The organism is Actinomadura darangshiensis (genome assembly GCF_004349235.1).
Classification (GTDB): Bacteria; Actinomycetota; Actinomycetes; order Streptosporangiales; family Streptosporangiaceae; genus Spirillospora; species Spirillospora darangshiensis.
Genome location: NZ_SMKY01000052.1, coordinates 17,723 through 39,533, shown reverse-complemented (window position 1 = coordinate 39,533; position 21,811 = coordinate 17,723). Strand labels below are relative to the sequence as shown.

Sequence of the window (21,811 nt, the reverse complement as noted above, 5' to 3'; positions counted from 1 at the left end):
CTTATGCGGTGTTCTAGTAGTTCGGCGGCTCGGCGGCCCATTTCGGCGGGGGCCTGGGCGACCACCGTGACCGCTAGGAGGTCGGCCAGTTCGAAGTCGTCGAAGCCGACCAGGGCGGGTGTCGCGTCCGCCGCCCGGATGGTCCGGAGGGCGCCGGCCGTCAGCAGGTTGTTGCCGGTGAGGACGGCGGTCGGCGGGTCGGGCAGGTCGAGCAGCTCGGCCATCGTCCGCTCGGCGCCCGCCGCGTCCTGGACCATCATGCGGGCGATGGCCGGGTCCTCCGCGATTCCCTGCTCGGCCAGGGCGGCGAGGTAGCCGCGGTGGCGCTCGCGGGCGGTGAAGATCTCCTTCCGGTCGAGCAGGCACGCGATCCGGCGGTGGCCGTGCGCGAGCAGGTGCCGGACGGCGGCGCGCGCTCCGCCGGCGTTGTCGGCGAGGACGGTGTCGACGTCGAGCGGACCGGGCTGGTCGATGTAGACCACCGGCGTGCCGTACTCGGCGAGCTGGCGGTCGGCGGCGCCCGACGAGACGATCAGCAGGCCGTCCACCCGGCGCTCGCAGAGGGACGCGGTGAGCTTGCGCTCCCGCTGGTAGACGAGCTCGTGCAGGTAGTCGTCGCCGGAGCTGCCGAGGATCATCAGCCGGCCGGCCTCGCGGGCGACGTCCTCCACGCCGCGCGCCACCAGCGAGTAGAACGGGTTGGCCACGTCCTGGATGATCAGTCCGATGGTGCCGGTCGGGCCGCCGCGGAGCGTGCGCGCCAGGTCGTTGCGGCGGAAGCCGAGGAGCGCGATGGCGGCGCGGACCGCCTCCTCGGTCTCGGGACGGACGCCCGGCTCGTCGTTCACCACGCGCGAGACCGTCTTGAGGCTGACCCCCGCCGCCGCGGCCACGTCGCGCATCGTCGGACGCGGCGCCCCCCTGTTCGCCATGACAACGATGTCACCATGACCAGGGAGGTTCCGGCATGGCCGGATTCGGCCATTGACGGCCCGGTGCAGGGAGATCACCATCCTGACAACGTTGTCATGCGTCGAGGAGACACTCATGCTCAGACGCCGGCTTGCGAGCGGCCTCGCCGTCTTCCTGCTCCCCCTGGCCTCCGCCGCGGTCCTGCCCGCCACCACGGCGGGCGCGGCCCCCGACCTCACCTCCTACGTCAACCCGTTCGTCGGCACCGAGGACGGCGGCCCCGACTTCGGCCACGGCGGCGGGGCCGGGATGAACTTCCCCGGCGCCGTGGCCCCGCTCGGGATGATGCAGTGGAGTCCCGACACCGTCCGCACGTCCGGGGGCGGCTACAAGTACGAGGACGACCGGCTGCGCGGGTTCTCGATGAGCCACATCTCGGGCCCCGGCTGCACCGGCGCGCAGGACTTCCCCGTCATCCCCGTCTCCGGAACGATCGGCGCCTCCCCCGCCACCCACGGGTCGGACTACGTCCAGACCTTCAAGCACGAGAACGAGCAGGCGAGCCCCGGCTACTACGCCGTCACCGCCGACTCGGGCATCAAGACCGAGCTGACGGCCTCGACGCGGGCGGGCGTCGGCCGCTTCACCTTCCCGGCGGGCAAGCCGGGCACGCTGCTGCTGAACGTCACCGGCTCCATCAACGGCGTCGACGACGCCGAGGCGACCATCAGCGGCAACACGGTCTCGGGCTGGGCCAAGACGGGCGGGTTCTGCGGGACGGAGAACCAGTACTACGTCTACTTCCACGCCACCTTCGACCGTCCGATCACCGCGTCCGGGACCTGGAAGAACGACTCGGTCGAGCCCGGTGACGCGCGCGTGCGGGGCGAGTCGCCCGCCGACGTGCCGAAGACGCCGCTCAAGACCACCGGCCGGGTGAACAACACCCAGGACGGGCGCCCCCTCGTCCCGAACCAGCGCACCTTCGCCGGCGACGTGAACGTCAAGGGCCCCGGCTCCGGCGTGTACCTCCAGTTCGCCGGCGACAAGCCCGTCCAGATGCGCACGGGCCTGTCGTACGTGAGCATCGACGGCGCGAAGAAGAACCTGCGGGCCGAGATCGGCCGCAGGCCGTTCGACTCGGTGCGCGCCGCCACCCGTCACGCCTGGCAGCAGCGCCTCGGGCAGATCAAGGTCGGCGGCGGGACGCCCGACACGCTCCGGACGTTCTACACCGCGCTCTACCACGCGTTCCTCCAGCCGTACGTGTTCGACGACGTGGACGGCACCTACACCGGGTTCGACTACCGCACCCACAAGGTCCGCAAGGGCCATCACCACTACGCGACGTTCTCCGGCTGGGACATCTACCGCAGCGAGATCCAGCTCCTGTCGTTCCTGGCGCCGGACGTGGCGAGCGACATCGCGCAGTCGCTGTACGAGAACGCCCACGTGATCGGCGACGTCTGGGACCGCTGGTCGCACCAGAACACCATCACCGGCGTCATGAACGGCGACCCGTACCACTCGATGATCGCGAGCGCCTACGCGTTCGGCGCGCGCGGCTTCGACGCCAAGGGCGCCCTCGCCTCGATGGTGGCCGGGGCGGAGCGGGTCGGGCCGAAGCACGACTACACCGAGCGGCCCGGCAACGCGCAGTACCTCAAGATCGGCTACGTGCCGGGCGATCCCGCCACGACCATGGAGTACGACCTGGCCGACTTCGGCATCGCGCAGGTGGCGCGGCGGCTCGGCGACACCGCGACGGCGAAGACGTTCATGGCGCGCTCGCACGGCTGGCAGAACCTCTACAACCCGCTCAACGGCTGGATCCAGCCGCGGTTCGCCGACGGCTCGTTCCTCAGCCCGTTCGACCCCGCGGACTCCAACTGGTACGTGGAGGGCAACGGCGCCCAGTACCACTGGATGACCTACGCGGACGTGGAGAGCCTGTTCGGCGCGATGGGCGGGCGCGACGCCGCCGCCAAGCGGCTCGACGCGTTCTTCGCCGAGCTCAACGCGGGCCCGCACAAGCCGCTCGCCTACCTCGGCAACGAGCCCTCGCTCCAGTCGCCGTGGCTGTACGCGTGGGCGGGCCGCCCGTACCGCACGCAGGACGTCGTGCACCGGGCGCGGGCCGAGCTGTTCAAGCCGACCCCCGACGGCCTGGTCGGCAACGACGATCTCGGCACGATGTCCGCCTGGTACGTGTGGGCCTCGCTGGGCATGTACCCGGCGATCCCGGGCCGGGCCGAGCTGATGGTGAACGGGCCCGCCTTCTCCAGGATCGAGGTGCGGCGCTCCTCCGGCCAGAAGGTGACGATCAAGGCGCCCGGCGCCGAGTCGTCCCGCTACATCCAGTCGCTCAAGGTGAACGGGAAGGCCACCTCGAAGGCGTGGCTGCCCGAGTCGTTCGCGAAGTCGGGCGGGACGCTCGACTACACCCTCGGCCAGACGCCGAACACGACGTTCGGATCGGCCGAGTCGGACGCGCCGCTGTCGTTCACCGAGGGCGGCAAGAGCTACCTCACGGCGGTCGACCCGGGCCTCGTCCCGGTGGAGCCCGGCGGCAGCACCACCACGACGCTGCGCGTGCAGGCGCTGTCCAAGGGAGGCGCGGTCGAGTGGAAGGCCACGCCGCCCGCGGGCGTGACGCTGACGCCGTCGTCCGGCACGCTGAACGTCCCGGCGTCCGGCCACGCCGACCAGAAGATCACGGTCTCGGTGGCCGCCGACGCGAAGATCGACTACCACACGGTGCCGATCGCGATACCCGGCGCCGGCGACGCGGGCCTGACGATCAACGTGGCGCACAAGGGGACGATCGAGTGGTATCAGAACAACGCCGGCATCTCCGATGACGGCGGCACCGGCATGGCCAACTTCGACGGCGGCGGCTGGTCGTACTCGGCCCAGGCGCTCGCCGCGGCCGGGTTGTCCCCCGGCAAGGAGGTGTCCTGGAACGGCTTCACGTTCGGCTGGCCGTCGCGCAAGCCCGGCCAGATGGACAACGTCCACGCCCAGGGCCAGACCGTCGAGCTGCCGGACGCGCCCAAGGCGGGCAAGCTCGCGTTCCTGGGCGCCGCGGGCAACGGCGACGCGCCGTCCAAGGTGACGATCACGTACGCCGACGGGTCGACCCAGCAGTGCGACCTGGCGTTCAGCGACTGGGCGCTCGGCGCCGACGCGTATCCCCCGCGCTTCGGCAACGAGATCGTCGCCAAGACCCCCTACCGCAACAGCGACGACGGGACGAAGGACGAGATCAACGTCTACGTCTTCGGTGCGACCCCGATCGCCCTCGACCCGGCCAAGCAGGTGAAGAGCTTCACACTGAACGTCCCCGAGGAGGGAGGGTCCCTCCACGTGTTCGCGTGGGCCTTCGCATGATCGGACATCCCGCCTGAGGTCGAGGAGAATGCGATACGTTCCCCGTTCGGACATCCATAGGAGGAAGGAAGAGCGGGGAACGTATGGGATTCAATCTGCAGGGCCTGCTCACCGTGGACCCGGAGGCGCTCGCCCTTTACGAGCGGCTGCTGCCCGGCGGTTCCGCCTGGGCCGTCCCCGTGACCGGCGAAGGGCTTCCGGACGCCTGGGTGCTGCCCGAGCCGACGCACCTGGCCGACGGGCTCGGCAATGCCCTCACCCTTCCGCCCGACTGGTACGACGACGGCGCCGACGCGGCGTGGCGGGCCGCCGCGGGCGCGCCCGACGCGTCGGCGCCGCTGCCGTCCCTGGACCTGACGGACATGCGCTTCGCCTCCCTGTTCAGCCTCGCCGCCCCGGCCGGCGTGGTGTACATGGGCGACACCACGTTCGGCGGGACGCTCGACACCGAGTACGCGGCGGTCTGCGTGGACGGGCGGCTGCGCGCGGCGTCCGGGATCGAGCACGGAAAGCCCGGCGACGAGGATCCCGGCAGCGCCTTCGTCCTCCGCGACGGGTCGTACGCGACGGTGCCGCCCGACTCGGTGAGCCCGATCGCGGACTGCGCGGCCGTGCTCGACCCGCGGTACCGCGGGTCCTTCCTGTTCGACGGCTACCTGCCGCGGTCACTCCACCCGGACACCCCGCAGCCGCCGGGCGAGCCTTACCCGAAACCGCTTATCCTGGACGAAGCCGTCCTCGCGGAATGGTCGCGGTACTTCCCCATCCTCCGCGGCTAGCCGGACGAACCACCGCGCTGAATGGTCGGAGTGTCCGGCGCTGGCCAGGACCGACCGGGCATTTCTCGTTATGTTGGCGAGCATAATCGTTTTCCTGGGAATCGCCGTGGGAAAGGTGAGCCGACATGACCGACGGACTGCTGTTACCGCCCGGTGACGGCCGCAGAATCCAGACCATGACCTTGAAGGCGGGCGCCGAGCAGTCGAGGGTCTGGTCGACGTTCGAGGCCGAGGTCGCCCCCGGGTTCGACGTGGGGGCGCACGTGCACCAGCAGGCCGAGGAGGTGTTCTACGTCCTCGACGGCGAACTCGACCTGCTCGCCTTCCACCCGACCGGCCAGGCCGACGGTGACTGGCGCACCTGGGAGTCGGAGTCCGGTGCCACCGTGTACCGGGGCGGGCCGGGAAGCTTCATGTTCGTGCCGGCCGGGTGCCCGCACGCCTTCTTCAACCCTGGATCCGCCCCGGCCCGGATGCTCTTCCTGGTGACGCCGGCCGGTCATGAGCTCTACCTGCAGGAACTCGGCGATCTGCTCGCCGCCGGCGGGCCGCCCGACCAGGCCGAGATCGCGGCACTGCGGCGCCGCCACGACATCCACCAGCTCACGCCGCTCAGCAACCGCCCGCCCGAGAGCTGAGCCCGGCGCTCACGACCGGCCTGGCCGGACCAGGCCGGTCTCGCAGGCCCCGCCATTCGGCGGCGTAACGGCGCGGTCCGCCGGCGCTCAGCGCCAGCCGAGCCCTGGCGCGACGTGGGTGAGGATGTTCTCCAGGACGTGCGCGTTGTAGTCCACGCCCAGCTGGTTGGGGACGGTGAGCAGCAGGGTGTCCGCGGCCTGGACGGCCTCGTCGGCGGCGAGCTGCTCGACCAGGACGTCCGGCTCGGCCGCGTACGAACGCCCGAAGATCGCCCTGGTCTTCTCGTCGATCATCCCGACGTGGTCGCCGGAGTCGGCGTTCCGGCCGAAGTAGGCCCGGTCCAGGTCGCTGGTCAGCGCGAAGATGCTGCGGCTGACCGACACGCGCGGCTCGCGCGGGTGCCCGGCCTCCTTCCATGCCTGCCGGTACGCCTCGATCTGCTTGCGCTGCTGGACGTGCAGCGGTTCCCCGGTCTCGTCGTCCTTGAGCGTGGAACTCTGCAGGTTCATGCCGAGCTGCGCCGCCCACACGCCGGTGGCGTTGGAGCTGGAGCCCCACCAGATGCGGTCGCGCAGACCCTCGGAATAGGGCTCGACACGGAGCAGCCCGGGCGGGTTGGGGAACATCGGCCGGGGGTTCGGCTGGGCGAAGCCCTTGCCCTGCAGCACCGTCAGCAGCACCTCGGTGTGCCTGCGCGCCATGTCGGCGTCGGTCTCGCCTTCGGACGGCTCGTACCCGAAGTACCGCCACCCCTCGATCACCTGCTCCGGGGAGCCGCGGCTGATGCCGAGTTGCAGCCGTCCACCGGAGATCAGGTCGGCGGCCCCGGCGTCCTCGGCGAAGTACATCGGGTTCTCGTACCGCATGTCGATCACACCGGTGCCGATCTCGATGCGGGACGTCTTCGCGCCGATCGCGGACAGCAGCGGGAACGGCGAGCCCAGTTGCCTGGCGAAGTGGTGCACCCGGAAGTAGGCGCCGTCGGCGCCGAGTTCCTCCGCGGCGACGGCCAGGTCGATCGACTGCGACAGCGCGTCCGCGGCCGACCGGGTGCGTGAGCCCGCGCTGGGAGTCCAATGGCCGAACGAGAGAAAGCCGATTGTCTTCACGCCGACATTCAACCGCCTCGGCCCCGCCGGGATTCCGGAGTCACCTGGGTGACGGCCGTCCCCGCGCCGGGTGGGCTTGAGCCCAGGTCAGGCGGGTATCAGGCGGGATATATCAGGCAAGGGGGCTGGAATGAGCGAGAGCAGGGACGCCCGTACCGATGTCGAGCGGCGCATTCGGCACGTTGGCACCGGCGCGAGCGACAGTCGTGGCCGTGAGCAGGACGACGCCGAGGAGCGCCCGCCCCACGTCGACGCCGGGGAGGCCCGCGCGGACGTCGCGGGACGCGTCCGGCGCATGGGGACCGGAGCGAGCGACAGCAGGGGGGACGCGATCAGGCAGGACGGGTCGTCCCAGCGCTGAACCCGCGGAGAGGCGGTACCGTCGCGGCCATGAGCTCAGAACCCGAGATCGACACCACCGTGCCGCACTCGGCCCGGGTCTGGAACTACCTGCTGGGCGGCAAGGACAACTACCCCGTCGACCGGCTGGCCGGAGACCAGGTCTTCCAGACCTTCCCCGGCATGGTCGACATGACCCGCCACTCCCGGCACATGCTCACGCGGGTGGTCCGGTACCTGGCGGGCGAGGCGGGGATCCGCCAGTTCCTGGACATCGGCACCGGGCTGCCGACCATGGACAACACGCACGAGGTCGCGCAGCGTGTGGCGCCCGCGTCCCGGATCGTCTACGTCGACAACGACCCGCTGGTACTGGTGCACGCCAGGGCGCTGCTCACCGGCAGTCCCGAAGGGGCCACCGACTACATCGAGGCGGACGTACGCGACCCCGACACCATCCTGGAGCAGGCCGCCAGGACCCTGGACTTCACCCGGCCCACCGGGCTGATGCTGCTGGGCATCCTGGGCCTGGTCAGCGACTACGACGAGGCGCGGTCGATCGTGGCGCGGCTGGTGGCGGCGCTGCCGCCGGGCAGCTATCTCGCGGTCTACGACGGCACCGACACCGACCCGGCCTACGTGGAGGCCATCCGGCACTACAACGCCGGCAGCGGCGCCGTCCCCTACACCCCGCGGAGTCCCGAGCAGATCGCCCGCTACCTCGACGGGCTGGAAGTGCTGGAGCCCGGCGTAGTGACGGTCACCCGCTGGCGCCCTGAACCCAGCCCCTGGGGCGAGGCTCCCGAGGTGGCCTGCGCCGGCGGTGTCGCCCGCAAACCCTGACCGCCTCCCGCCGCGACGCCGTACATACCAGTAGGTACAATGGCATGACCGCTTCGCAGGCTGGAGGATTCGTCATGCCGTTGGTCCGCATCGATGCGTTCGGCGACGAGGCGCGGATTGACGCGCTCGGACGCGCCGTCGGTGACGCGCTCGTCGAGACGATCGGCGTCCCGCCGGACGACCGGTTCCAGGTGCTGACCGCTCATGACGGCGCCGGCAGCACGCTGCGCTACGGCGGGTACCTCGGTGTGGAGCGCGACGACGGGATCGTGTTCGTGGCGATCACGATGCGGGCCGGGCGCACGGCCGCGCAGAAGCAGGCGCTGTACCGGCGGATCGCCGAGCTCGCCGCCGAGTACGCGGGGACGGAGCCGCGGAACATGTTCGTCACCCTGTACGAGAACCAGCCGGCCGACTGGTCCCTCGGCCACGGGCTCGCGCAGTACGTCGAGGAGCCCGCGGCCGTCAGCCCGCCAGGAGAGGGCGGTGCTGCTCCATCAGGTCGGTGATGGGACGGGGCGGACGGCCGGTGAGGCGCTGGACGGTGTCGGTCAGCGGCTCGCCGAAGCCGGCGCGCAGCGACACTCCGAAGGAGACGATCATGCCGCGGACGTCGTCCGGGACACCGGCGTCGCGGAGCCCGGCGTCGAGGGTCGCGTCGTCGACGCTCTGGTAGCCGACGGGACGGCCGGAGACCTTGGCGGCCAGCGCGGTGATGTCGGCGAAGCTGAGGAGTTCCGGACCGGTGACGTCGTAGGTCCGGCCCTCGTGGCCGGAGGACGTCAATACCGCGGCGGCGACGGCGGCGCAGTCGTCGCGGTGGACGAAGGCCCCCCGGGCGTGGTCGGTGTTGTCGACCAGGACGCCGCGGTCGATCGCGGGCGGGAGGATCTGCGTCACGGGCGTCTCGGCGTACAGGCCGTTGCGCAGGTACGTCACGTCCAGCCCGGAGGCGTCGAGCATCTCGTGGGTGCGCAGGTGGTCGGGCACGACCGTGGACGGGCAGCCTGGTTCGACCATGATGTAGGACGCGTAGACGATGTGCCGCACGCCGGCCGCCACCGCGGCCTCGATGGCGTTGCGGTGCTGGGTGACGCGGTGGCCGAGTTCGTGCAGGCTGATCAGATAAAGGCGGTCGGCGCCCGCGAAGGCGGCGGGCAGCGATTCCGGATGGTCGTAGTCCCCGTACCGGACGGTCACCCCGGCGCGTGCGTATTCGGCGAGCGCGTCCACATTTCTGGTGACCAGGACGACGTCTTCGGGCGACGCCTTTTCCAGCACGTATTTCGTGGTCGCGCGGGCGAGCTGCCCGGACGCACTGGCGATGACGATCCTCATCACGTTCCTCGATCGGTCGATTACGGGGGGCGACGCGGGTCCGCGCGGGCGGGCGTCACGTTAAACTACTCGCCTCTGCCGCCGTCAGGAGTGGGGAGACCCGAAGACGTGTCATCTCCAGGAGAAGGGTTCCGGAGTCCGCTCATCGACGCCGCCCATCCGTCGTCCGCACGGGTGTACGACTATCTGCTCGGCGGCAAGGACAATTTCGCCGCCGACCGGGACGCGGCCGACCGGATCGCGGAGGAATTCCCCGCCATCCGCATCGGCGCCCGGGAGAATCGCAGGTTCCTGCTCCGCGGCGTCCGCCATCTCGCCGCCGAGGTCGGTATCCGGCAGTTCCTCGACATCGGCACGGGCATCCCGACCTCGCCGAACGTGCACGAGGTCGTGCAGGGCATCACGCCCGCGGCGCGCATCGCCTACGTCGACAACGACCCGATCGTGCTGGCGCACGCACGCGCCCTGATGGTCTCCGATCCGAGCGGCCGGGTGGGCTATCTGGACGCCGACGTCCGCCAGCCGCGATCCATCATCGACAGCCGCCTCGTCCGCGAAATCCTGGATTTCACCGAGCCGATCGCGCTGGTGCTGAGCGCCATTCTGCATTTCATCCCGGACGAGCAGAACCCCGGCGACATCGTCCGGATGTTCGTGGCGGCCCTGCCGCCCGGCAGTTATGTGCTCGCCACCCATGTGACGCCGGAACACGAGCCGCGGCTGCGGCCGGCGTCCGCCGGATACCGCGCGGACGGTGTGCGTACCCAGGCGCGTCCCGCCGCCGAATTCGAGAAGCTCGTCTTCACCAGCCAGGGGCTCGAACTCGTCGATCCCGGCGTGGTGCTCGTCTCGCGATGGCGCCGCGACCCAGCAGATCCCCCCGCTCCCCCGCCCGCACAAGTCTCCGCATACGGCGGCCTCGCCTTGCACAAGGGCTAGCGGAGGCCCTTCCAAAGGCGGTCCAGAAGGGCGGAAAGGTCGCGGATCGTGTCCGGGTCGTGCCTCGCGGCGAGGGCCTGTTCGTGCGCCCGGGCCAAGGCCTCCAGCCGTTCCAGCTTGGCGCGGCCCAGGTCGGACACGTGGACCGACACGCGCCGGCGGTCCCGCGCGGACTGCGAGCGGTACAGGTAGGCCGAGTCGACCAGCGAGTCCACGAGCCGCGTCAAGGTGGGGTGCGGGATCTCGACGGTGGCGGCGAGTTCGCCCATCGAGATGTCGCCGGCCTCGGCGAGGGCGCGCAGCACCCGCCACTGCTCGACGGACGTCCCCTCCTCCTCCAGCACGCGGCCGAGGTCGCGGGCCAGGGCGCGCTGGGTGCGGGTGAGCAGGTCGACGAGTTCGGTGCTCGCCGCCTGGCGCTCGCCCACGGTCCGCCTCCCTCGTCAGCCGCCCGTGGGGAGAGCATACTTGCCAGGTCATGAACGGTTCGGCGGTGCTGCGGGACGGCACGGAGCTGCTGGTCACAGGGCCGGACGCCGCGGTCCTGCGGCTGGGGCTGCTGCTGCCGCTGTCCGGGCCGATCGGCCTGACCGGGCCGTCCGGGCTGAACGCGGCATGCCTGGCGGCGATCGAGGTCAACGCGTCCGGGGGCGCCGCGGGGCGGGCCGTGGAGCTGGTGCCGGTGGACGCCGGGCGCGCCCCGGACGCGGTGGCCGCGGACGCCCGGTTCCTCGCCGACGCGGGCCTCGTCCAGGCGTTCGTCGGGTTCCACACGAGCGATGTGCACCGCGCGCTGGAGACGGCGCTCGCCGGCCGCGTCCCCTACGTGTTCACGCCGCCGCATGAGGGCGGGCCGAGGCGGCAAGGGGTGGTGCTGCTCGGTGACTCGCCGGACCGGCAGCTCGGCCCCGCCGTCCGCTGGCTGAGCGAACACCTGCGGTTGCGGCGGTGGGCGCTGGTGGGCAGCGACTACATCTGGCCGCGGTCGGTGCACCGGATGGCGGTGCGGCTCGTCCCGTCCCTGGGCGCCGAGGTGGTGCTGGACCGGCTCGTCCCCTTCCGCCGGACGGCCGAGGACGACCCGGAGGCGGCCTTCGAGGAGATCGTCGCCGCTCTGGACCGGGCGGGCACTGACGCGATCCTGCTCAGCCTGGTCGGCCGCGACCTGGCCGTGTTCAACCGGGTGTTCGCGGGGTCGCGGCTCTCCGGCCGGGTGGTCCGGCTGTCCGGGGCGCTGGAGGAGAACGTCCTGCTCGCGGCGGGCGGCGACGACACCGGCGGGCTGTACTCGGCGATGCGGTCGTTCGCCGGGCAGGGCGACGAGCGGCGGCTGGAGCTGGCCGAGCACTACCGGACGGCGTTCGGCGACGTCGCCCCCGTCCTGGAGGCGTATGCGGAGGGCTGCTACGACGGCGTCCACCTGCTGGTGGCGCTGGCCGTCGCGGGGATGCTGACCGCGCGGGACGGCAGGCGCGCCGCGGCCCGGCTCCTCGCTTCCGGCGACCCGCTCGCGCGCCTGGCCTGGTCGGCCGCGCCGCTCGGCCCGCCCCGGGCGGATGGCTACCTGGCCAGGGCGGACGGCCTCGACCTCGCCGTGGTCACCCGCCTCTGATATCCCCGCGGCAAAGTCTTTTCATTTGGAAGGATTCGTCCTAGGGTTCGCCGGGAGCGCGGGACCCGCCCCGGATCCTCGCGGCGGAGGAGGAAGCATGGCCGTCGACCCGGCGCAGCCCGAGGGCATCGAGCGCTACGGGTACACCCAGGAGCTGCGCCGCTCGCTGAGCTTCCGCGACCTGGTGGTCTACGGGCTGATCTTCATGGTGCCGATCGCGCCGTTCGGCATCTTCGGCAGCGTCTTCCAGGGCTCGGGCGGCATGGTCGCGCTCGCCTACGCGATCGGGATGCTGGCGATGCTGTTCACCGCCGCCTCGTACGCGCAGATGTCGCGGGCGTTCCCGATGGCCGGGTCCGTCTACACCTACGCCGGGCGCGGGATCACGGCACCGGCCGGGTTCCTGTCCGGCTGGATGATCCTGCTCGACTACGTCCTCGTCCCGGCGCTGCTGTACCTGATCGCGAGCGTGGCGATGAACTCGCTCGTCCCGGACGTGCCGGTGTGGCTGTGGCTGATCGGCTTCGTCGTCCTCAACACGGTCGTCAACTTCTTCGGCATCGAGATGACCGCCCGGATCAACCGGGTCATGCTGGCCGCCGAACTGGTCATCCTGGCGATCTTCCTGGTGGTGGGCGTCGTGGCGCTGGCCCAGGGCAAGGGCCACGACGGCGGCGGCTTCACCCCCGTCTACAACGACGCCACGTTCTCGTGGGGGCTGGTGTTCGGCGCCGTGTCCATCGCCGTGCTGAGCTTCCTCGGCTTCGACGGGATCTCGACGCTGGCGGAGGAGAACCGCGAGTCGGCCCGCGCCATCGGACGGTCGATGGTCGCCGCGCTGCTGCTGGTCGGCGTCCTGTTCATCGTGCAGACGTGGGTCGCGTCGCTGCTGGTGACCGACCCCGACAAGCTGATCAAGGACGGCGATCCCGACGGCGTCGCCTTCTACGACGCGGCGCGGGTCGCGGGCGGCGCCTGGCTGGCCAAGCTCACCGCGCTGGCCACCGCCATCGCCTGGGGCTTCGCCAACTCGCTGGTCGCGCAGGCGGCGACGTCCCGGCTGCTGTACGCCATGGCGCGGGACAGGCAGCTGCCCCGCTTCCTGGCCAAGGTGCACGCCAAGCGGCAGGTCCCGGTCAACGCCACCCTCCTGGTCGCGGCCGTGTCGCTGGCCCTCGGCCTCTACATGGAGCAGCGCGACGACGGGATCACACTGCTCAGCTCGCTGGTCAACTTCGGCGCCATGACGGCCTTCCTGGTGCTGCACGTCTCGGTCGTCGTCCACTACGTCATCCGCGGGGGCAGCCGGAAATGGTGGCCGCACCTGATCGCGCCCGCGATCGGCTTCGGAATCCTCGGCTACGTGGTGTACAACGCGAAGGTCGCCGCGCAGGAGCTGGGATTCATCTGGCTGGGCATCGGGGTGGCGGTGCTCGTCGGGCTGCTGGTCATGCACCGGCGTCCGGCACTCGCGGGAATCGGAGAGGAAGAGGAGACGGAGCAGTGACCCTCGACGTGGTCCCGATGAACGCGACCGAGTACTCTTACGCCTTCGGTGGGCGGGACGCGGCGCTGACCGTCGCACCCGGCACCGTCGTGGAACTGACCACCGAGGACTGCTTCGGCGGTGCGGTCAAAGGGCCGGACGACCTGCCGAGCCAGGTGTGCGCCTTCCCTTACTTGAACCCCGTCACCGGCCCCATCGCCGTCGCCGGCGCCGAGCCGGGCGACGCGGTCGCGGTGCACTTCGTGGACATCCGACCGGCCCGCGACTGGGCGGTCTCCACCACGTTCCCGCACTTCGGGGCGCTGACCGCGACGCACACGACGGCGATGCTGCACCCGCCCCTGCCGGAGAAGGTGTGGATGTACGACGTCGACACCGAGCGCGGCATCTGCCGGTTCCGGGCCCGCGAAAGCGACCTGGAGGTGGAACTCCCGCTCGACCCCATGCACGGCACCGTGGGCGTCGCCCCGGCCGCCGGCGAGGTGATCATGAGCATCACGCCGGGCGCGCACGGCGGCAACATGGACACCCCCGAGATGCGGGCGGGCACCACGGCCTACTTCCCGGTCAACGTGCCGGGCGGCCTCGTCTCGATCGGGGACGGCCACTGCCGGCAGGGCGAGGGCGAGGTGTGCGGGACGGCGGTCGAGGCGGCGATGAGCACGGTCGTCGTCCTGGACCTGGTCAAGGGCGCCGCCCCCGCGTGGCCGCGCCTGGAGAACGACACCCACCTCATGTCGACCGGTTCGGCCCGTCCGCTGGAGGACGCGTTCCGGATCAGCCAGCACGACCTGGTCACCTGGACCTCGTCCCTGCTCGGCCTGGACGAACTGGACGCCTACCAGCTCGTCAGCCAGACGGTGCTCGCCCCGGCCGGCAACGTGGTGGACACCAACTACACGATGCTCGCCAAGCTGCCGAAGACCGTGCTGTCCGGAGCGTCCGCCTACGACGGCGTGCACGACCGGTTGCGCGAGACCGCCACCGGCTACCTCGCCCAGCGCTGACCTTCCCCGGTCATGCCACCGAGGAGGGCTCGTCCGGTGCGTGGCTGGGCGCCAAGGTGAAGGGCCGGCGGGCGCCCGGGACGCCGGTGTGGACGGTGCCGCCGGCCTCGTAGGGGAAGGCGAACGGGAGGCCGGCGGCGGCCAGCGGGCGGGGGCGGTCCATCAGGTGGAAGTGCAGGTGGGGCTCGGACGAGTTGCCGGAGTTGCCGACCTGGCCGAGCACGTCCCCCGCCCGGACGCGGTCGCCCTTGCGGACGCGCGGCGAGCCGCGGCGCAGGTGGGCGAAGACCGCGTAGACGCCGTCGCCGAGGTCCAGGACCACGGAGTTGCCGACGACGAAGCGGCCGGCGGACAGGGTGAGCAGCGACAGCAACTGCCGGAACACCATGCCCTCGATCACCAGGTAGACGAAGGCGGGCCAGGAGTTGCGGCTCCAGTGGTCGCGCTGCCAGCCGCTCGCCTGGACGACCACTCCGTCGGCGGGGGCGAGGACGTCCTGGCCGAAGGCGGGGAACGTGGCAGGGCGGGCCGCGAGGGGGCTGCGGCGCATCGGCGTCCACTCGCCGTCCGGGACGTGGACGAGGTCGATCGCGTACGTCTGGCCCAGCTCGTGCGTCCCGTGGCTCGGAACCTTGTCGGCGGGGCTGTTGACCGCCACCCAGCGTCCCCGCAGCGGGCCGCGCACGACGACGGGGTCCCGGTCAGGGGTGCCGCCGGACACGAACAGCATCGCGACGCCGAGCACGATGAGCGCGGCTCCGGCCGCGCCGAGCGCGCCGACGCCGTGCAGGGACTGGGTGAACACCAGCACCAGTCCCAGCAGGATGAACAGTGTCCTGAAGCGTGCGATCGTCCTGAGCATCTCCCCTCCAGAGGGTCGGTCAGCGGCGGGTCGCCGCGAGCACGGTGAGTATCGGCACCACCCGCTCCCCCGGGACGGCGTAGCGCCCGCGCCCGGAGGTGCGCAGCCAGCCGGCCGCGACCAGCTGGCGGAGGTGGTGGTAGAGCTGCCCGGTCGTGCCGAGGTCCTCATGCGCCGCCAGCTCCGCGGTGGTGCGGGTGCCGTGCATGATCTCGCGCAGCAGGAGGAGCCGGACGGGGTGCGCGAGCGCGGACAGGCTCTCGGCGGCCTTCGCCCAGTCGTCCTGGAGCAGGTCGTCGGCCGCGTGTCCCTGCTGCCACTCGTAGTGCTCGCCGCTCGGCAGCGTCACCGAGCCGGTGAACAGCACGGCGCCGGGGTCGGCGGCACGGTCCTTGAGGGCGTTCAGTGCCCAGAAGGTGTCGTCCGGCTCCGGACGTCCGGCCGCCGGGCGCACACCGCCCTCCAGCACGGCGATGCGCTCCTCCAGGCGGCCGACCCGGTCCGCGAGTGTCTCCTCAGCCACGACTCCAATATTACGTAACTACGTAACTTTGACAAACTCGCCGGTCAGTCGACGGCCGCGCCGGACCGGGGGCGCGGGACGGGCATGCGGTATCGCGCCAGGTAGTCGCGGTGGTCCCAGTGGTCGAGGAAGCGCGCGGCGGCGTCGCGGCCGGCGACGTAGAGGCGGTCGCGGGCCGCCGCGCCGAGGTCGAAGTCCGTCGCGAGGACGTCGTCGGTGCGGGCGAACATCGTCCGGGCCACGATGGACGGCTCGTCCATCCGCGCCCGGTCGTGCGCCTCCGCCATCGTGGAGACGAGTGCCCGGCCGTAGCCGATGGGGCCGCGGACGCCGTGCCACGGCTGGAACAGGCCGCCGGGCGGGGTCCGCGCGGACAATTTCACGCCGAACGTCGGCCAGCGGGGCTCGCGGTCCTCCCGGTCGAAGATGGTGATCGGATAGTTGGACAGCATGCCGCCGTCCACCAGCACGCATTTCTTGCCGTCTCCGCGGCAGATCCGGCACGGGCGGAAGAAGACGGGAATGGACGCCGAGGCGCGCACGGCATCGGCCACGGATTGGTCGTCGGCGTTCAGTCCATAGCGTTCGTACTCCCATGGCAGGTACACCATGCGGCCACTGCTGACGTCGGAGACCACGACGACCAGTTTGTAGGCGTGCCGGGGCGGGAGCGCGGAATCCGGGTCGTGCAATTTGAGCTGGCCGAACGTTTCAACACCGCATTCCTTGAGGCGGGCGGCGATCCACCGGTGCAGGACGTCGCCCCTGTGCAGGCCGAGGGTGGCGAGCAGGGAGACCCCGCGGACGAGGGCGAACCGCGAGCCGTCCTGGAACGGCCGGTAGTCGAGTTCGCGCATGACGCGGACCATGTCGGGGACGGGCATCCCGGCGGCCAGCAGCGATCCGACGATCGCGCCGGCGGAGGTCCCGGCGACCCGGGCGGGCGCGCCCGGCCGGTATCCGCGCGCCTCCATCTCCGCGATCGCGCCGACCAGCGCGATGCCTTTCACGCCGCCGCCCTCCAGGACGAGGTCCGCCCGCGGCGGGCCCGCAGCCGAGTCCATTGATCTCCCTTCGTTCCAGGCCGTTTCGCCGCGTGAACGAGAAAAGCGCGATTCGCGCCTCGAACCGGTTCTACGCCTCCCGATAAGAGATGCCCGCAGGATCATTCTTCTATTCGCTCGCCCGAAACTTTTCGCGAGATGATCTTGCGTGGCCGGTCGGAGGTCGTCCCGTCCGCCCCTTGAAAGCCTGTGCAAGTAGTTGACGCTGGGGACGGCTGGGGTTATTTTCCTGACGGCCATCGAAAACACAGCGAAATGTTTCGAGACCGCCGCTCACTGAGGAGACAGCCGATGGGCAGATCCCCGCGGACGTGGAAAGTCCTCCTGGCCCTGGTCCCGACCACCGTCGCCTTGACCACCGCCGCCCTGACCACCGTGCCCGCGGCCGCGCAGCCGCCGTCCCGCCCCGGCGCGGACGCCGCGTCCTACGTCTCCTTCCGGGACGGGCGCGGCTACTTCCCGCTCGTCGAGCACGGGAAGGCGGCGCCACTGGTGGTCAGCGGCGCCGACCACGCCGGCGTCGTGCGCGTCGTCGGCGACCTGCAAGCGGACGTCGAGCGGGTGACCGGCGTCAAGCCGGCGGTCGCACGGGACAGGGCACCGTCCGGACGGGACGTCGTCATCGTCGGCACGATCGGCAAGAGCCCGCTCATCGACGCCCTCGTCACGTCCGGGAAACTGGACGTGAAGGGCATCGCGGGCAAGTGGGAGACCACCGTCGAACAGGTGGTGGACCACCCGATGCCGGGCGTTCGCCGTGCGTTCGTCATCGCCGGCAGCGACCAGCGCGGCACGATCTACGGCGCCTACGACCTCTCGAAGAACATCGGCGTCTCGCCCTGGTACTGGTGGGACGACGTCCCGTCCCGGCATCAGGCGTCCGTCTACGTGAAACCGGGGCGGCACACGCAGGGCACGCCGGCCGTGAAGTACCGGGGCTTCTTCATCAACGACGAGAATCCGGCGCTGGGCCGGTGGGCGCCCAAGCAGTTCGGCCCCGGAAAGGCCCCCGGGTTCGAGGGCGGCTTCAACCACGGGTTCTACGCCAAGGTCTTCGAGACGATGCTGCGGCTGAAGGCCAACTACCTGTGGCCGGCGGTGTGGGGACGGGCGTTCGCCGAGGACGACCCGCAGAACCACGCGACCGCGAAACAGTACGGCGTGGTCATGGGAACGTCCCATGAGGCGCCGATGATGCGCGGCATCGAGGAATGGAACCGGCACGCCGTCCCGGCCAAGCGGGACGCGGACGGGAACATCACCGAACCCGGCCACGACCCGTACGGCGGAACCGGGGAATGGAGTTTCCGGCGCAACTCGGCCGCCATCAAGAAGTACTGGAAAGACGGCATCGAGCGAATGGTCCGGGAGGACTTCGAAGGCGTCGTCACCCTCGGGATGCGCGGCAACGGCGACACCAGCCTGCCGGACGGCGACGGCATCGAGTTGATGCGGGACATCATCTCCAGCGAGCGGAGCATCCTCGGCGACGCCACCGGAAAGGACCCGTCCGCCACTCCGCAGGTCTGGACGCTCTACAAGGAGGTGCAGCGGTACTGGGACCGGGGTCTGCGCGTTCCCGACGACGTCACGGTCGTCTTCACCGACGACAACTGGGGGAACATGCGCAAGATGCCCGACCGGAGCCTGCCCGAACGGGCCGGCGGATACGGGCAGTACTACCACTTCGACTATGTGGGCGGCGGCCGCAACTACAAGTGGGTCGACACCGCGCAGCTCGGCAACACGTGGGAGCAGCTGAACCAGTCGTACCGGTACGGGATCCGCAACCTGTGGGTCGCGAACGTCGGCGACATGAAGAACAACGAGATGCCGCTCCAGTTCTACCTCGACTACGCGTGGAACCCCGACCGCTGGTCGCTGGGCAACCTCAAGGAATGGGAGCGGCAGTACGCCGCGCAGAACTTCGGCCCCGAGCACGCCGCCGAAATCGCGGACGTCCTCGACGGCTACGGCAACCTCCAGGCGCTGCGGAAGCCGGAGCTGCTCAACCGCCGCATCACCGTCGACCCGAGCAAGGACCTGCCCACCGATTCGAGCGCGGTCGTCTACGACGACCAGCAGACGCCCTTCTACCTCAACCAGTACCGGGAAATGGACACGGTGACCACGCGGTGGAAGCGTCTCGCGGCCCAGGCGGAACGGATACGCAAGCGATTGCCGAAGGCGTATCAGGACGCCTACTACGAGCTCGTCCACTACCAGGTGAAGGCGACCGCGAACCTGTACGAGCTGCGTGACGCCGAGTTCACCAACATCCTCTACGCGAAGCAGGGGCGGGCGGCCACCAACGACTACGCCGACCTCGCCGAGGCCAGGTTCGCCGACGACCAGCGGATGTCGGACCACTACAACACCGGGCTGGCCGGCGGGAAATGGGAAGGCTTCCAGACCCAGCCGCACATCGGCTACGGCGATGTCGAACGGTACGGCCCGAACGCGCCCTGGCAGCAGCCCGAGCTCAACAACGAGGCCCTGCCGGACGAGATCTTCCCCAAGCTCAAGCGCATCGACGTCCCCGACGGCGCCGACATGGGCGTGGCGATCGACGGGTCGGACGAATGGTGGCCGGAGGCCGAGTCCGAGGCCGTCCTGCCGGAATTCAGCCCCTACCAGAGCGCGCCCGCCCAGTACATCGATGTGTTCAACCGCGGCTCCGGCACCTTCGACTACCGGATCGACCCGGCGAAACCGTGGGTGAGGGTCAGCCGGGCTCAGGGAAGCGTCGGCAAGCAGATACGCGCGACGGTACGGATCGACTGGTCACGCGCCCCCAAGGGGACCAGCCGCGTGCCCATCGAGATCTCCGGGCCGAACGGCCGCACGGTGACCGTCCAGGCCGTCGTGAACAACCCGGAGTCGTCCAAGGCGCACGGATTCGTGGAGGCCGGCGGCTACGTCTCGATGAACGCCGACCATTACAGCCGCGCGACCGGCACCGCCGCGGCCCGCTGGAATCGGCTCCCCGGCGTCGGCCGGACCGGCGCCGGAATGGAGCCGTTCCCCGTCACCGCGGCCGGCCAGGAGCCCGGAAAGGGCCCGCGCCTCGAATACGACATGACGCTGACGACCACCGGTCCCGTGAAGGTATGGGCCTACCTGTCGCCGCGGAACAGCGTCCTGTCGGCCGAAGGGCTCAAGTACGCCGTCTCGATCGACGGCGAGCAGCCGCAGGTCGTGAACGCCACGACGGCGACCGGCGCGAACGACACGACCATGAACAGGCAGTGGGAGCGCAACACCTCCGACAACGTGAACCGCACGGTCACGACCCACACCGTCACCGGTCCGGGAAAGCACACGCTGAAGTTCTGGATGGTCGACCCGACCGTCGTCCTGCAGAAACTCGTGGTCGACACGGGCGGGCTCAGGACCTCCTATCTCGGGCCCCCGGAAAGCCGGCGGGCCGGGTTTCGCTAACCCCCACCCCTTGCAAGGAGAGACGAAACCATGAGAAAAGCACTCACCGCGGTGCTCGGAGCGGGTGCCCTGCTCCTGGCGATGCTGGTGGCCGTCGCGCTGCCCGCGTCGGCGGCCGCCGGCACGCTCGGCGAGGCGGCCGCCGCCACCGGACGGGTCTTCGGGGCCGCCGCGGCCCAGGGGCACATGGGCGAGTCGGCGTACGCGTCCACGCTCGACCGCGAGTTCAACCAGCTCACGCCCGAGAACGAGATGAAATGGGACACGACCGAGCCGTCCCGCAACTCGTTCAACTTCAGCGCGGCCGACCAGCTCGTCAGCCACGCCCAGGCGCACAGCATGAAGATCCGCGGGCACACGCTGGTGTGGCACAGCCAGCTGCCGGGCTGGGTCAGCGGCATCTCCTCGCGGGACGACCTGCTGAGCGCGATGCGGAACCACATCTCGAAGGAGGCCGGCCACTTCGCCGGCAAGATCGCGTACTGGGACGTCGTGAACGAGGCGTTCCAGGACGGGTCGGGCGCGCGCCGCGACTCGGTGTTCCAGCGCGTCATCGGCGACGGGTACATCGAGGAGGCGTTCCGGGCGGCGCGCGCCGCCGACCCGAACGCCAAGCTCTGCTACAACGACTACAACATCGACGGCCAGAACGCGAAGAGCAATGCCGTCTACGCCATGGTGCAGGACTTCAAGGCGCGCGGCGTCCCGATCGACTGCGTGGGGCTCCAGGCGCACCTGACCCTGGGCAATGTCCCTTCCGACATGCAGGCCAACATGCAGCGGTTCGCCGCGCTGGGCGTGGACGTCCACATCACCGAGCTGGACATCCGCATGAACACGCCATCGGACAGCTCGAAGCTCGCCACCCAGGCGAACGACTACAAGAAGGTCGTCTCCGCCTGCCTGGCCGTGTCGCGCTGCACCGTCATCACCGTGTGGGGCATCACCGACAAGTACTCGTGGGTTCCCGACACGTTCCCCGGTGAGGGCGCCGCGCTCCTCTTCGACGACAACTACAACAAGAAGCCTGCGTACGACGCGGCCCTCGAAGCCCTCGGCGGCGAGCCCGGCGACCCCGGTGACCCGGGCGATCCCGGCGACCCTGGCGACCCCGGCACCGTCAGCTGCGCCTACACCCGAACCGCGCAGTGGAGCACGGGCTTCAACGGCCAGGTGACCGTCACCGCCGGAAGCAGCGCGATCAGCTCGTGGACGGCCGTCATGACGATGGGGTCCGGGCAGCAGATCGCGGCCCTCTGGAACGGCAGCCCGACCACGAGCGGCAACGTCGTCACGGTCAAGCCGGTGAACTGGAACGCGAGGCTGGCGCCGGGCGCGTCCGCCTCGTTCGGGTTCACCGTCAACGCGTCCAGCGGGAACGCGGCGGACCCGTCCGTCACGTGCGGCGGCTCCTGACACTTCCGAACCGGTATCCGGCACGGCGGCAGCTCCCAGGTCGCCGTGCCGGCCCCGTTCCGGACGGATTCCCCGGAAACGCTCCCGGGCA

At 70.6% G+C, this 21,811-nt stretch carries 19 protein-coding genes; 12 read left to right on the top strand and 7 right to left on the bottom strand.

Annotated features, from left to right (window positions below; all coding sequences use genetic code 11):
- A partial coding sequence (locus E1293_RS14460; protein ID WP_165978221.1) for a LacI family DNA-binding transcriptional regulator occupies positions 1-932 on the bottom strand: 932 nt, incomplete at its 3' end.
- Positions 933-1,047: 115 nt separating this feature from the next.
- Between E1293_RS14460 and E1293_RS14455 the strand changes: the two genes are divergently transcribed.
- From E1293_RS14455 to E1293_RS14445, 3 genes are all read left to right on the top strand, one after another.
- Entirely contained in the window at positions 1,048-4,302 is a 3,255-nt protein-coding gene (locus tag E1293_RS14455) for a GH92 family glycosyl hydrolase (protein WP_132197901.1), read from the top strand.
- A gap of 83 nt (positions 4,303-4,385) precedes the next feature.
- On the top strand, positions 4,386-5,081 hold the full coding sequence (locus E1293_RS14450; RefSeq protein WP_132197900.1) for a hypothetical protein: 696 nt from the start codon (positions 4,386-4,388) through the stop codon (positions 5,079-5,081).
- A gap of 125 nt (positions 5,082-5,206) precedes the next feature.
- Complete coding sequence (locus E1293_RS14445) at positions 5,207-5,719, top strand: cupin domain-containing protein (protein WP_132197899.1); 513 nt, start codon at positions 5,207-5,209, stop codon at positions 5,717-5,719.
- An 87-nt stretch (positions 5,720-5,806) separates the two neighbouring features.
- Here E1293_RS14445 and E1293_RS14440 read toward each other — a convergent pair whose 3' ends face one another.
- Positions 5,807-6,829, bottom strand: coding sequence for an LLM class flavin-dependent oxidoreductase (locus E1293_RS14440; protein ID WP_132197898.1), 1,023 nt, complete (start codon positions 6,827-6,829; stop codon positions 5,807-5,809).
- Between the two features lie 130 nt (positions 6,830-6,959).
- On the opposite strand from E1293_RS14440, the gene E1293_RS14435 reads away from it, so the two are divergent.
- The 3 genes from E1293_RS14435 to E1293_RS14425 all read left to right on the top strand — a co-directional run bounded on the left by E1293_RS14435 (position 6,960) and on the right by E1293_RS14425 (position 8,520).
- Complete coding sequence (locus E1293_RS14435; protein WP_132197897.1) at positions 6,960-7,190, top strand: hypothetical protein; 231 nt, start codon at positions 6,960-6,962, stop codon at positions 7,188-7,190.
- Positions 7,191-7,219: 29 nt separating this feature from the next.
- Positions 7,220-8,011 carry an SAM-dependent methyltransferase gene (locus tag E1293_RS14430; protein ID WP_132197896.1) on the top strand — a complete coding sequence of 264 codons (792 nt, stop codon included), beginning with the start codon at positions 7,220-7,222 and terminating at the stop codon, positions 8,009-8,011.
- A 74-nt stretch (positions 8,012-8,085) separates the two neighbouring features.
- Complete coding sequence (locus E1293_RS14425) at positions 8,086-8,520, top strand: tautomerase family protein (protein ID WP_132197895.1); 435 nt, start codon at positions 8,086-8,088, stop codon at positions 8,518-8,520.
- On the opposite strand, the gene E1293_RS14420 is transcribed toward E1293_RS14425, so the two are convergent.
- On the bottom strand, positions 8,477-9,349 hold the full coding sequence (locus E1293_RS14420) for an SDR family oxidoreductase (RefSeq protein ID WP_132197894.1): 873 nt from the start codon (positions 9,347-9,349) through the stop codon (positions 8,477-8,479). The genes E1293_RS14425 and E1293_RS14420 overlap by 44 nt on opposite strands.
- 108 nt (positions 9,350-9,457) lie before the next feature.
- Between E1293_RS14420 and E1293_RS14415 the strand changes: the two genes are divergently transcribed.
- On the top strand, positions 9,458-10,288 hold the full coding sequence (locus E1293_RS14415; RefSeq protein WP_243716222.1) for an SAM-dependent methyltransferase: 831 nt from the start codon (positions 9,458-9,460) through the stop codon (positions 10,286-10,288).
- Here E1293_RS14415 and E1293_RS14410 read toward each other — a convergent pair.
- Positions 10,285-10,716: a MarR family winged helix-turn-helix transcriptional regulator gene (locus tag E1293_RS14410; RefSeq protein ID WP_132197892.1), complete on the bottom strand. Its 432-nt coding sequence runs from the start codon at positions 10,714-10,716 to the stop codon at positions 10,285-10,287. The genes E1293_RS14415 and E1293_RS14410 overlap by 4 nt on opposite strands.
- A gap of 50 nt (positions 10,717-10,766) precedes the next feature.
- Here E1293_RS14410 and E1293_RS14405 point away from each other — a divergent pair, with 50 nt between their 5' ends.
- The 3 genes from E1293_RS14405 to E1293_RS14395 all read left to right on the top strand — a co-directional run bounded on the left by E1293_RS14405 (position 10,767) and on the right by E1293_RS14395 (position 14,414).
- Positions 10,767-11,900: a substrate-binding domain-containing protein gene (locus E1293_RS14405; RefSeq protein WP_132197891.1), complete on the top strand. Its 1,134-nt coding sequence runs from the start codon at positions 10,767-10,769 to the stop codon at positions 11,898-11,900.
- 97 nt (positions 11,901-11,997) lie between these two features.
- On the top strand, positions 11,998-13,407 hold the full coding sequence (locus E1293_RS14400) for an APC family permease (protein WP_132197890.1): 1,410 nt from the start codon (positions 11,998-12,000) through the stop codon (positions 13,405-13,407).
- A complete protein-coding gene (locus E1293_RS14395) occupies positions 13,404-14,414 on the top strand; it encodes an acetamidase/formamidase family protein (RefSeq protein ID WP_243716221.1) in 1,011 nt (336 codons plus the stop codon). The genes E1293_RS14400 and E1293_RS14395 overlap by 4 nt, the downstream gene beginning before the upstream one ends.
- Positions 14,415-14,424: 10 nt before the next feature.
- Here E1293_RS14395 and E1293_RS14390 read toward each other — a convergent pair whose 3' ends face one another.
- Genes E1293_RS14390 through E1293_RS14380 form a run of 3 tightly spaced genes read right to left on the bottom strand, consistent with a single transcriptional unit; the run spans position 14,425 to position 16,863 of the window.
- Positions 14,425-15,276: a M23 family metallopeptidase gene (locus tag E1293_RS14390; RefSeq protein ID WP_132197889.1), complete on the bottom strand. Its 852-nt coding sequence runs from the start codon at positions 15,274-15,276 to the stop codon at positions 14,425-14,427.
- A 19-nt stretch (positions 15,277-15,295) separates the two neighbouring features.
- A complete protein-coding gene (locus tag E1293_RS14385) occupies positions 15,296-15,799 on the bottom strand; it encodes an ArsR/SmtB family transcription factor (protein ID WP_132197888.1) in 504 nt (167 codons plus the stop codon).
- A 44-nt stretch (positions 15,800-15,843) separates the two neighbouring features.
- On the bottom strand, positions 15,844-16,863 hold the full coding sequence (locus E1293_RS14380; RefSeq protein ID WP_165978220.1) for a patatin-like phospholipase family protein: 1,020 nt from the start codon (positions 16,861-16,863) through the stop codon (positions 15,844-15,846).
- Between the two features lie 291 nt (positions 16,864-17,154).
- On the opposite strand from E1293_RS14380, the gene E1293_RS14375 reads away from it, so the two are divergent.
- Both E1293_RS14375 and E1293_RS14370 read left to right on the top strand, forming a co-directional pair.
- Positions 17,155-20,304: a glycosyl hydrolase 115 family protein gene (locus E1293_RS14375; protein WP_132197886.1), complete on the top strand. Its 3,150-nt coding sequence runs from the start codon at positions 17,155-17,157 to the stop codon at positions 20,302-20,304.
- Between the two features lie 30 nt (positions 20,305-20,334).
- Complete coding sequence (locus E1293_RS14370; RefSeq protein WP_132197885.1) at positions 20,335-21,720, top strand: glycoside hydrolase family 10 protein; 1,386 nt, start codon at positions 20,335-20,337, stop codon at positions 21,718-21,720.
- Positions 21,721-21,811: the final 91 nt, after the last annotated feature.